10 protein-coding genes are annotated in these 11,772 nt (G+C 66.6%); 6 read left to right on the top strand and 4 right to left on the bottom strand.

All coding sequences use genetic code 11. The features are described from left to right. Positions 1–29 precede the first annotated feature (29 nt). Both RTY13_RS12685 and RTY13_RS12680 read right to left on the bottom strand, forming a co-directional pair. Positions 30–1,442: a M48 family metalloprotease gene (locus RTY13_RS12685; protein WP_312783904.1), complete on the bottom strand. Its 1,413-nt coding sequence runs from the start codon at positions 1,440–1,442 to the stop codon at positions 30–32. Between the two features lie 54 nt (positions 1,443–1,496). Further along, positions 1,497–4,199, bottom strand: coding sequence for an Rne/Rng family ribonuclease (locus RTY13_RS12680; protein WP_312783902.1), 2,703 nt, complete (start codon positions 4,197–4,199; stop codon positions 1,497–1,499). A 454-nt stretch (positions 4,200–4,653) separates the two neighbouring features. Here RTY13_RS12680 and RTY13_RS12675 point away from each other — a divergent pair, with 454 nt between their 5' ends. After that, complete coding sequence (locus RTY13_RS12675) at positions 4,654–5,871, top strand: N-acetylmuramoyl-L-alanine amidase (RefSeq protein WP_312783900.1); 1,218 nt, start codon at positions 4,654–4,656, stop codon at positions 5,869–5,871. A 1-nt stretch (position 5,872) separates the two neighbouring features. On the opposite strand, the gene RTY13_RS12670 is transcribed toward RTY13_RS12675, so the two are convergent. Together RTY13_RS12670 and RTY13_RS12665 are read right to left on the bottom strand one after the other, a co-directional pair. Beyond that, on the bottom strand, positions 5,873–6,517 hold the full coding sequence (locus tag RTY13_RS12670) for a uracil-DNA glycosylase (protein WP_312783898.1): 645 nt from the start codon (positions 6,515–6,517) through the stop codon (positions 5,873–5,875). Then, complete coding sequence (locus RTY13_RS12665; RefSeq protein WP_312783896.1) at positions 6,514–7,095, bottom strand: NYN domain-containing protein; 582 nt, start codon at positions 7,093–7,095, stop codon at positions 6,514–6,516. Before RTY13_RS12665 ends, RTY13_RS12670 begins: the two co-directional genes overlap by 4 nt. Positions 7,096–7,125: 30 nt before the next feature. On the opposite strand from RTY13_RS12665, the gene folK reads away from it, so the two are divergent. The 5 genes from folK to RTY13_RS12640 all read left to right on the top strand — a co-directional run bounded on the left by folK (position 7,126) and on the right by RTY13_RS12640 (position 11,740). Beyond that, entirely contained in the window at positions 7,126–7,665 is a 540-nt protein-coding gene (gene folK / locus RTY13_RS12660; RefSeq protein WP_312783894.1) for a 2-amino-4-hydroxy-6-hydroxymethyldihydropteridine diphosphokinase, read from the top strand. A gap of 52 nt (positions 7,666–7,717) precedes the next feature. Next, positions 7,718–8,137: a cupin domain-containing protein gene (locus tag RTY13_RS12655; RefSeq protein WP_312783892.1), complete on the top strand. Its 420-nt coding sequence runs from the start codon at positions 7,718–7,720 to the stop codon at positions 8,135–8,137. Positions 8,138–8,230: 93 nt separating this feature from the next. Continuing rightward, entirely contained in the window at positions 8,231–8,590 is a 360-nt protein-coding gene (gene rpoZ, locus RTY13_RS12650) for a DNA-directed RNA polymerase subunit omega (protein ID WP_207826781.1), read from the top strand. 188 nt (positions 8,591–8,778) lie between these two features. Continuing rightward, positions 8,779–10,932 carry a bifunctional (p)ppGpp synthetase/guanosine-3',5'-bis(diphosphate) 3'-pyrophosphohydrolase gene (locus RTY13_RS12645; protein ID WP_312784154.1) on the top strand — a complete coding sequence of 718 codons (2,154 nt, stop codon included), beginning with the start codon at positions 8,779–8,781 and terminating at the stop codon, positions 10,930–10,932. A gap of 28 nt (positions 10,933–10,960) precedes the next feature. Next, a complete protein-coding gene (locus RTY13_RS12640; protein ID WP_312783889.1) occupies positions 10,961–11,740 on the top strand; it encodes a TIGR00730 family Rossman fold protein in 780 nt (259 codons plus the stop codon). The last annotated feature ends 32 nt before the right edge of the window (positions 11,741–11,772 follow it).

Below are 11,772 nucleotides of genomic sequence, written 5' to 3'. Positions count from 1 at the left end.
CAGGTCTCGGTATCGGGAAGGTAAGGGCGTCAGCCGTTTGGCAGGATGACGCCGCGACTGTTGCGCTGCTCATTGCGGCGCTCTGCGTCGGTGATGTCTCTCTCCGAGGCGCCGGAAGAAAGCACGATGTCGGTGGCGCGGCGCCATTCAATGGAGTTGCGATCCAGCATGTCGCGGGCACGCATGGCGAACTGGTTGGCCTGTTCGGTGCGGCCCAGGGCGAACCAGTATTCGGCCGAGGCGAGGCGCGCTTCGCCCTCCTTGCCCTGGCTGGCGTAGGCTTGGCCCAGAAGGCGCCAGGCCAGGGTATTGTCCCTCTCCAGCGCGACGGCGCGCTTCAGCTGATCGACGGCGGCGTCCAGATTGGCGGCGTCATTGGTCTCGATCAGGGCGTGGGCCAGGTTGATCTTCAGCAGGGGGGCGTCGGGTTTCAACTCGACCGCCTTCTGATGGGCGCCGATGGCCTCGGCCGGGCGGCCTTCCTCGAACAGGATCTGGCCCTTCAGTTCCCAGAAGTAGGGATTGGCGGGCTGCTCGGTCAGCAGGTCGTCAACGGCGCCGAGGGCCTTGTCTGTCTGGCCGTCGCGATACCAGGCGATGGCGCGAGCATAGCGAGCGGGCAGGGAGGTGTTGGACGACGGATAGTCGCGCAGGGTCGCGTTCGGCGTGTCCATGAAGGAGCGGATCTTGGCGACGACCAGGGCGTGCTGGGCCATCCGCTCGGGGCTGTCCTGGTGATTGTAATGGGCGGCCGCTTCGACCGGGCGACGCAGGGATTCGATGCGCTGCGACGACAGGGGGTGGCTGCGGAAATAGGGGTAGCGACGCTGGTCCGAGAAGACTTCCTGCGAGCGGAAGTTCTCGAAGAACTCGACCATGCCCTTGCCGGACTCGCCGGCGCGTTCCAGAGCGCGGGCGCCGGTGATGTCGGCCTCGCCTTCCTGGCTCTGCATGTAGCGCAGGGCGCCAAGGGTGCCGAAATACTGGCTGGAGGCCAGCAGGGCCGCGCCCGCGTCAGGCGCGCCGGCGATCGCGGCCAGGGCGCCCAGGGCCATGGTCATGATCATCGGCTGCATGCCGGCGTTCTGGGCGCCGTCGCGCAGGGTGTGACGGTTCTTGATGTGGCCAGCCTCGTGGGCGATCACGCCCAGAAGCTGATTGGGGGTCTTGGTCTGGAGGATCAACCCGGTGTTCAGGCCCATGATCCGCCCGCGCGTGGCGAAGGCGTTCAGTTCGTTGTCGTTGACCAGCAGGATCTCGACCTCGGTCGGGTCCAACCCCATGGCGACGAAGACCGGTTCGGACCAGTCATGGATGATCCCTTCGATCTCGGTGTCGCGGATCAGACTCTGGGCCGAGGCTGATCCAGCCGCACCCAGCACCGCCACGATGGCTGTGGCGGTAGCAAGGATGCGGGATGCGACACGGGGAAGCCTGGTCATGACGTACTCCAGAGCGACAGTCTCCCCCGTGTCTTCAAGCCTAATCGTGTCCGATCAACGGCGCCACCAGCCGCGCTTCGGCTTCTCGGGCGGAGCAACGATCTGATTGGGGTCTTCGGCGATCATGGCCGCCACGTCGACTTCCGGCGTCGGCGCGGCCGTCGGCTCAACGACCGTGACCGGCGCAGGCGTCGGTTCAGCGGCCGGCTGGGGCGCGGGTTCAGGACTCAGGGCCTGCTCGATGGCGGCCTCGACCTTGGCGGCGACGACCGGTTCCACGTCCAGTTGAGCGGGCACGACGACCGGCGCGGCTTCGGCTGCGACTTCAGCCTCTGCCTCGGCAGGGGCTTCGATCACGGCTTCGGCGGCGACATCGGCGCTGACCTTGCGACGGACGCGGCGACGCTTGGGCGCCTCGGCGGCTTCGGCCACGGCCTCAGGCGCATCGGAGACGATCTCTTCGGTCGGGATGACCGTAGCGATCGGCGTGTCCGGCGAGCCAACCGGGGGCAGGCCTTCGTTGACCGCGCGGTCCTCGACCTTGGCTTCGTGCGGCAGGCCGCCACGGTCCCGGCCGCGACCGCGACCACGGCGACGACGCGAGCGGCCGCCTTCACGTTCGGCGCGTTCGCCTTCCGGACGTTCGCTGGCGACGGCTTCGACGTCACGAGCTTCCGAGGCTTCGACCGGTGCGCGCTCGGCGCGCGGGGCGGGGTTGATAGGGTCGAACCAGACGTAGGGATCGTCCAGCGACGGCGTGCGGCCGCGCACCCAGGTGAAGGCGTCGCGTTCGCCGTCTTCACGCATGCGACGACCGCCACGACGACCGCGACGGCGGCGACGACCCGCGTCTCCGTCTTCGTCCTCGCTGTCGGCGGAAACCGTGTCGACCGAACCCTCGTCCGAGCCTTCCTCGTCACGACGGCCGCCGCGACGGCGGCGACGGCGGCCACGGCCGCGGCCTTCACCGTCGTGCTGCTCGGCGCGTTCGCGCGCTTCGTCGTCGTCCTCGTCTTCGCGATCCAGGTCGGCGTCGTCCTCGTCATCGCCTTCGACGACCTCGTCGTCCTCGTCTTCGTCCTCGTGGTCGAAGGCGTGGTCGTCATAGCCGTCGTCCAACTCGGCGGCCGAGATGTGGGTCACGACCGGCACGAAGTCCTCGTTGGTCGAGGTGCGCTCGATGGCGTGCTCGCCCTGGGCCAGGCTGTCGTCGATCTGGATGACGACGTTCAGGCCGCGTTGCTCCAGCAGGCGCTGCAGGTAGCTGCGCTTGTGGTTCAGGATGTAGAGGGCGACGGCGGTCGAGACGCGCAGGTTGATCGCGCCTGCGCCGTTGCGGCCGGCCTCGATGTCCACGGCGCGCAAGGTGGTCAGGGCGGCGCTTTCCGCCGAGCGGATGCGGCCGGCGCCCTGGCAGCAGGCGCAGACCTCGGTGGCGCCTTCGATCACGCCCAGGCGGCGGCGCTGGCGGCTGATCTCCATCAGGCCAAAGCCCGAGATGCGGCCCATCTGGATGCGGGCGCGATCCTTGGCCAGAGCGTCCTTCAGCGCCTTCTCGACGGCGCGGTTGTTCTTGCCTTCATCCATGTCGATGAAGTCGATGACGATCAGGCCGGCCAGGTCGCGCAGACGCAGCTGGCGAGCGGCCTCGACGGCGGCTTCCAGGTTGGTCTTGGTGGCGGTGGCCTCGACATTGCGCTCCTTGGTGGAGCGGCCCGAGTTCACGTCGATGGCGACCAGGGCCTCGGTCTGGTTGATGACCAGATAGCCGCCTGACTTCAGCGGCACGACCGGCTGGTGAATCTGGGTCAACACCTCTTCGATGCCGTTGGCGGCGAACAGGGGCTTGGAGCCCTGATAGAGGTGGATCTTCTTGGCCTGCGACGGCATCAGCACGCGCATGAAGTCACGGGCTTCCTTGAAGCCTTCCAGGCCTTCGACCTGAATGCCGTCGAAGTCCTTGTCGTACATGTCGCGTACGGCGCGACGGACCAGGTTTTCTTCTTCGTAGATGACGGCCGGAGCGTTCGACTTCAGAGTCGTCTCGCGGATCGTCTCCCACAGGCGCAGCAGGTACTCGTAGTCCCGCTTGATCTCGGCGCGGGTGCGCTTGGCGCCGGCCGTGCGGATGATCAGGCCCATGCCTTTCGGCACCTTCAGCGCCGAGGCGGCGGCTTTCAGGCGGCGACGGTCCGAGGTGTTGGTGATCTTGCGCGAAATGCCGCCGCCCTTGCCGGTGTTCGGCATCAGGACGCAGTAGCGGCCGGCCAGCGACAGCCAGGTGGTCAGGGCCGCGCCCTTGGCACCGCGCTCGTCCTTGACGACCTGCACCAGCAGGATCTGGCGGCGCTTGATGACGTCCTGGATCTTGTAGCGGCGCATCAGACGGCGCTTCAGGCGTTCCTCGTCGGCCAGGCCGCCTTCGGACTCGTCATCGCCTTCACGGCCCAGATCATCGTGATCGTCGTCGTCCGAGTTCGCTTCGGCCATGATGGCTTCGCGATCGGCGACCGGGATCTGATAGTAGTCGGGGTGGATTTCGTTGAAGGCCAGGAAGCCATGACGATTGCCGCCGTACTCGATAAAGGCCGCCTGGAGGCTGGGCTCTACGCGGGTGACCTTGGCGAGATAAATGTTGCCGCGAAGCTGGCGGCGGGCCGTGGATTCGAAATCGAATTCCTCAACCTGGCGTCCGTCCACGATGGCGACGCGGGTTTCTTCCGCGTGCGCCGCATCGATCAGCATTGTCTTTGACATTAAAAGTCTCTCTCTGGCGCGCCAGGCCGGGCCCTGCGGATACATCCGCGGACAAGGGGGCGGCTCGCCGAATGGAAATGGGGGCCAGGGCGCGCGTCATCCCCTCGCGGATGGCGAGAGCGGCATCAAATTGCCGGTCGGGAGCGCAGGCGGGTCGGCCCATGAGGTTCTGTCGGTCCTGGATCCGAACGCGCCGTTCAAGGCCGCGTCCCGGACCCGTTCTTCGGATCGTCGGCCAGGCCGGGCGATCCTCGGAATGAGGTGAAAGTCAGCGCCGCGAGGAGGGCGCGCCCGAACCCTGACGAAACCACAGGGGGCGCGATCATTCGCTTGCGGACCAGATCATAGGCATATGTAGCGGAAAATAAAAGAACCACGACCGTTACAGGTATTAACGAAATCCTTAGTCGCGCGGCCCATCCTGTCGTCTGAACCAGAAGGGTGAAGTCCGTCTATGTATGGCCGGTGGCGTGACAATCTGGCCCGTTGGGGCGTGCGTGAATGGGCGATGACGGGCCTGGCCTTCGTCGTGATTTGCGCCGTCGTGCTGGCGGCCGGCCGCGGCCTGGCCTTTGGGCCGGACGGGCAGATTTCCGGCATTCGCTTCGGCGGCGACGGCCAGCGCACGCGCGTCGTGCTGGATCTGGGCAAGACCACGCGTGGCCAGGTGATCGAGGACGGCACGACCGGCCGCGTCGTCGTCGCCCTGTCGGATGTGGCGCCGGGCAGGGGTCTGGACGGCAATGGTTCGGGCCTGGTGCGCGGCTATGACGTCAGCTCGGCGGGCACATCTTCGCGCATTCGCCTGGACCTGGCGCGTGGCGCCGAGATCGAGCGCCGATTCCTGCTGCCGCCGGGCGATGGCGTTTCGCACTATCGTTATGTCATCGACCTGAAAGCTACGGGCGCGGCGGCCGCCGTCGCCGGCGCACCGCCGCCGCGCCGCGAACAGGCGCGCAAGGAAAAGCCGCTGATCGTCATCGACGCCGGTCACGGAGGCCGCGATCCGGGCGCTCAGGGCGTCCACGCCCAGGAGAAGGCCGTCACCCTGGCCGCCGCGCGTGAACTGAAGGCTGCGATCGAGCGCACCGGCCGCTATCGCGTGCGCCTGACCCGCGACAGCGACGTCTATGTCATTCACGGTCGTCGGGTGCAGATCGCCCGCGACGCGGGGGCCGACCTGTTCATATCCCTGCACGCCGACGCCGGGACCGATCCGGCCCTGCGCGGGGCCAGCGTCTATACCCTGTCGGAACAGGGCGCGGGACGCGCGGTGCGCGAGTATACGCGTGGCGACGACTGGCAGCGTGATCTGCGTCTGCCGGGGCGCGACCCCTCGGTCGACCGCATCCTGCTGGACATGACCCAGCGCGCCACCCAGAACCGCTCGGCCCAGTTCGCGCGGGTCCTGCTGACCCATCTGGAGGGCGACAGCCATCCGCTGCTGCGCCGCAGCCATCGCGACGCCGGTCTGGCGGTCCTGCTGGCCCCGGACGTTCCGGCCATCCTGCTGGAGATGGGCTTCATCACCAACCCGGAGGACGAGCGCGTTTTGACCGACGAGCGTGCGCGTCGCCGCCTGATGCGTTCGGTCGCCGAGGGCATCGACCGCTACTTCCGCGAACCCTCGGCGCCGGTGATGGTGGCCGGCGAGGTCGCCGGCGGCGGCTGACCTAGTCGTCCAGCGCCAGCCTGGCGCGGTGGAAGATTTCTTCGAACATTTCCGGCGTCAGGCGACCCGTGTTCGTGTTCAGGCGCGAGCAGTGATAGCTGTTGATGATGGTGTAGCCGCCGACCTTGCCCTCGACGCCGTGCCCGGCGGGGATGGCCGTGCCGGGGTAGCCGAGCGTCCGCAGGATGCTGCGCCGCGACACGTCGCCCAGTGTCACGATGACCTTGAGCCGGGGCAGGGCGGCCAGCCGATCGATCAGGAAGGGGCGGCAGGTGTTTTCCTCATCGCCCGTCGGCTTGTTCTGCGGCGGGGCGCAGCGCACGGCGTTGGTGATCATGCAGTCGACCAGCGTCAGGTCGTCGTTTCCGTCGGGGTCGTAGGTTCCCTGTGCGAACCCGGCTTTCCTCAGGGTGTCGAACAGCAGCCAACCCGCATGGTCGCCGGTGAAGGGGCGGCCGGTGCGGTTCGCGCCCATGCGGCCCGGCGCAAGGCCTGCCACTAGCAGTCGTGCGTTCGGATCCCCGAAGGAGGGGGCGGGACCATTCCACCAGTCCGGGTTCTGGCGGATGTTCTCCTGACGATAGGCGACGAGACGCGGGCACAGGGGGCAATCGCGCGCCGGTTCCGGGTTCAGGGCGCTGTTCACGTCCGGTCGCTCCGGTCCAGGGTGCGGGCGACGCCTTGATTCATGGCGGTCTTGGGCTTGCTGAAATGGATCATGACGTCGGCCAGGTCGATGAAGGCGTCGGCCTGACGCCGCAATTCGTCTGCGATCTGGGGCGGCTGGCAGCGTGTGGTCGAGACCACGGTGACCCGAACCCCCTTGGTCTGGATCGCCTCGACCAGTCGGCGGAAATCGCCGTCGCCCGAGAACAGGATCATGTGATCCAGCCGCGGGGCCAGCTCCAGCATGTCCACCGCGATCTCGATGTCCATGTTGCCCTTGATGCGGCTTTGGCCCTGGGCGTCGGTGAAGCGTTTCACCGGCTTCGTCACAACGGTGAAGCCGTTGTAGTCGAGCCAGTCGACCAGCGGGCGGACCGGCGAGAACTCTTCGCCCTCGACCACCGCCGTGTAATAATAGGCGCGCACCAGCTGGCCCTTCTGGCCGAACCAGTCGGACAGCTTTCTGAAGTCGAGATCGACGTTGAGCGCGCGGGCCGAGGAATAGAGGTTGGCGCCGTCGATGAACAAGGCGATGCGGTCGCCCCTATGGCCGGTCATGAATATGAGTCCGTGGAAATGGTCGAGAATATGAGCGCCCCGACCGAAATCCCCGAGGGCGACCTCGATCTGGACGGTGCAGTCATCGTCGCCCTGGGCTGCAATGACAAGGGCGTCTGGGCGTCATGCGAGGAGTCGCTGGAGGCGGCGCTGGCGCGCTTCCGGGCCGAGGGCATAGACATTCTGGCCCGTTCGTCCTGGTGGTCGTCGAAGGCTTGGCCTGACCCGAGCGATCCGCCCTTCCTGAACGGGGTGGTGATCGTGCGGACGGAGCATGATCCCGGCGTTTTGATGAGCAAGCTGTCACGGATGGAGGACGTGTTCGACCGTCGGCGCAGTGTTCGCAATGCGCCGCGGACCCTGGACCTGGACCTGATCGCCTACGGTCGTCTGAGTGGTGATCTGGATGGGCTGATCCTGCCGCATCCGCGCGCGGCTGAGCGTTTGTTCGTCATGGGGCCTCTGGCCGAGATCGCGCCTCAGTGGCGACACCCGACGGTCGAGGGCGATGCCGCGACTCTGGCCGAGCAGGCGAGCGTCGGCGTTGATGCACGACCTTTGAGCCGTTGACCCGATCCCCAAGCTGGATAGTTTCGCCAAAAATGACACCGGGAGACATTCTATGCTTCTATCAGCGCTCGGCCTGATCGCCGCCATCCAGGCCGCACCTGCCTCGCCGCCGGCGGGGATCGGCGTGGTGATCCGCGAAGCCGACACCATGGTCCGCCAGGTCCCGCCGCATAACGGGGAGGGCATGAGCACGGCCTATCGCATTTCCGACGGCGTGCCGAACCGGGCGATGGAGTTCCGCAAGCGTGTCATGCATCCCGGCGCCGCCATCGGCCTGCACCCGATCGCCCACGATGAGGTCTATTATGTCGTCAGCGGTGAAGGCGAGGTGACGTCGGACGGGGTGACGACGCGGATGCGCGCGGGCGACGCCGCCTATCTGTTCGACGGCAATGTTGTCGGTATCCGTCAGACCGGGGAGGTGGACCTGGTGCTGATCATCAGCTATCCGCTGGCCCAAAGGAAGAACTGAGGCGTTTTGCGCCGCATTCCGGCCTTCGCGGCGTTGCACAATCACGCCTAACCCTATATTTTGTGCGGTTCTCCCTGCCGCCAGAGGAATTTCATGGCCCGCGTCACTGTCGAAGACTGCATCGAGAAGGTTCCGAACCGCTTTGGTCTGGTTCTGCTGGCCGGTCACCGCGCCCGCAACATCGCCAACGGCGCGCCTCTGACGCTGGACCGCGACAACGACAAGAACCCTGTCGTGGCCTTGCGCGAAATCGCCGACGACACGGTTGTGCCGGACGAACTGCGCGAAAACATCATCACCACGCTGCAGCGCGTCGATGAACGCACCGAGGCCGAGGATGAGGCTGAAGTCGTGGCCCTGCTGGCCGAGCCGCAACACATGAACATGGCCGAGGCCGAACTGATCCGCGCGCTGCAAAGCGACCGGGACGGCGGCCAGGAGGAACGCTACTGACGGCTGAGCCTGTCAACGGCGTAACCATCCTCCCGGCGCGGTCCCCCGCGGACCCGTCGCCGGACAAAGTCGCGAATCAGATAGACCAGACGGCGTCGCTCCTTCCCGGGGCGACGCCGTTGTCGTCTGAAGTCTCCGAGTCCCCCCCGTCCGTGTCCCAAGTGCCTGAAACCAAGCGCGCCCCGATCATGCGCCAGTTCGAACTGATCGAGGCGGTCAAGGCCTATGACCCCACCGCCGACGAAGCCCTGCTGAACCGCGCCTACGTCTATGCGATGAAGATGCATGGCTCGCAGCTGCGGGCCTCGGGCGATCCCTATTTCGCCCATCCGATCCAGGTCGCGGGCATCCTGACCGATTACAAGCTGGACACCGCCACCATCGTCACGGCCCTGCTGCACGACGTGGTCGAGGACACCTCGGCCACCCGTGACGACATCGCCGCCATGTTCGGCGAAGAGATCGCCGTCCTTGTCGAGGGTGTGACCAAGCTGTCGCGGCTGGAGCTTCAGGCCGAACACACGCGTCAGGCCGAGAACCTGCGCAAGTTCATCCTGGCCATCTCCAAGGACGTGCGGGTCCTGTTGGTCAAACTGGCCGACCGCCTCCACAACATGCGGACCCTCCACTTCGTCAAGCCGGAGAAGCGTGAGCGCATCAGCCGCGAGACGCTGGAAGTCTATGCGCCGCTGGGCCGCTCCATCGGCATCCACTCCATCGCCTCCGAACTGGAGGAGCTGGCGTTCGAGCATCTGAACGCCACGGCCCGCGTCGCCATCCAGCGCCGTCTGGAGGCGCTGAAGCTGGAGCATGGCCGCGCCATCGAGGGCGTGTCGCGTGAGATCGAAACGGTCCTGAGCGAGGCCGGCATCACCGCCCATGTGAAGGGCCGCGAGAAGACGCCCTATTCGATCTGGCGCAAGTTGCAGAGGAAGTCGGTCGGCTTCTCGTCTCTGTCGGACATCTACGGCTTCCGGGTGATCGTTGAGGCCGAAGACGACTGCTATCGCGCGCTTGGCGTCATCCACCGGGCCTGGCCCATGGTGCCGGAGCGGTTCAAGGACTTCATCTCGACGCCCAAGTCGAACAACTACCGCTCGCTGCACACCACGGTCGTCGGCCCCGGCGGCCTGCGGATCGAGATGCAGATCCGCACCGAGATCATGGACCGTGTGGCCGAGGACGGCGTGGCCGCGCACTGGGCCTACAAGAACCACTCCTACGGCTTTGACCGCGAGGCGATGGAGGCCGACGGGGGCCGTGACCCGCTGCTGAACCTGCGCCATCTGGTCCAGGTCATCGAGCACGGCGAGGGCGGCGAGGACTGGGTCGAGCACGCCAAGCTCGAAATGTACCTGGATCAGGTCTTCGTCTTCACGCCCAAGGGGGCGCTGATCACCCTGCCGCGCGGCGGCATGGCGCTGGACTTCGCCTATGCCGTCCATACTGAGGTCGGCGACACGGCAGTCGGCGTCAAGATCAACGGCGAACTGAAACCCATGCGCACGGCGCTGCAGAACGGCGACGTGGTCGAGATCATTCGTGGGACCAAGCGCGAGGTGCCTACCGACTGGCGCAGCCTGACGGTCACCGGTAGGGCGCGCTCCGCCATCCGCCGCCACATCCGCACCTCGGAACGCGACGAGTTCGTGCGTCTGGGCAAGGCGACGCTGGAGCAGACGCTGGAACGGGCGGGCAAGTCGCTGGCTGACGTCTCGCTGAAGCCGGTTCTGGAAACCCACGCCATAGCCTCCGAAGAGGACATGTTCGACGCCATCGGACGGGGGCGTCTGGCCGCGACCAAGATCGCCGAGACCATGTTCCCGGCGCTGAAGGGGCAACTGAAGGCTGGACCCGAGCGCAAGCGGATCGGCAATGACCAGGCGCGCCTGTTCGTGCGCGGCAGCGGCCTGACGCCCGGCGTCAGCATCCACTTCGGCGCCTGTTGCTCGCCGGTGCCGGGCGACCGCATCGTCGGCATCCTGGAGCCCGACAAGGGGCTGGCGGTCCACACCATCGACTGCCAGACCCTGGCCGACTTCGCCGACGACGACAGCGTCTGGCAGGATCTGCAGTGGACGCCGCAGGCGGAGCAGGACGCGGTGGCCTCGGCTCGTCTGCGCGCCACCATCCGCAATGCGCCGGGCGTGCTTGGGCAGGTGGCGACCATCATTGGCGAGGCTGGCGGCAACATCCTGAACCTGTCGATGGCGCATCGTCAGCAGGATTTCTTCGACGTCGACATCGACGTGGAGGTCGAGGACGCCCGTCACGCCACCATGATCATCGCGGCGCTGCGCGCCAATCCGTCCGTCGACACCGTGGACCGCGCGCGCGGCTGATCGCCTGCGCGTCTGACTGAAGGCCGAAATGTCTCCCGAACAACAAGCACTCGCCAACGCCGCTCAACTGGCGTCCCCCTCCTATCGTCTGGCGGCTCTGGATCAGGACTTCCTGCTGGGCGAGTCGATGCGCGGCGTGCGCTTCCTGATGGAGTACGAAAAGGCCGAGGAGGCGCTGAAGGCCTGGGGCGTGCGTTCGACCCTGGTGGTGTTCGGCAGCGCCCGCGTCGGCGCCAATGGCGGGGGCCGTCACAGCTATTGGTACGAGCAGGCGCGTTTGTTCGGCCGCATCGCCTCGGAGCGGGGCGGGGCCTTCCGCGGCTCGCCGGGCGAGGTGCGCGACAACGTCATCGCCACTGGCGGCGGCCCGGGCATCATGCAGGCCGCCAACCAGGGCGCGCATGAAGCCGGCGCACCGTCGATCGGCTTCAACGTCACCCTGCCGCATGAGCAGGTGCCCAACCCCTGGTCGACGCCGGAACTGACCTTCCAGTTCCATTACTTCGCCATGCGCAAGATGCATCTGGCCATGCGGGCCAATGGCCTGGTGGTCTTCCCTGGCGGCTTCGGCACCCTGGACGAACTGTTCGAGATCCTGACTTTGCGTCAGACCGACAAGGCGCCGCCGATCCCCATCGTCCTGTTCGACGAGGCCTATTGGCGCTCGGTCATCAATTTCGACACCCTGATCGAGCACGGCATGGTCAAGGCCTCGGACATGGCGCTGTTCTCGTTCGCGGACGACGCCGAGACCGTCTGGACCCGGCTGCTGGAAGGCGGCGTCAAGCCTAACTGCGATCTGACCTAGATCGGTCGCTTGAGGGCGAGAGGCGCAGGGTC

It is taken from the genome of Brevundimonas sp., assembly GCF_032055285.1.
GTDB lineage: Bacteria > Pseudomonadota > Alphaproteobacteria > Caulobacterales > Caulobacteraceae > Brevundimonas.
Note: the sequence above shows the minus strand (reverse complement) of the source record. Positions and strands in the feature narration are given on the sequence as shown.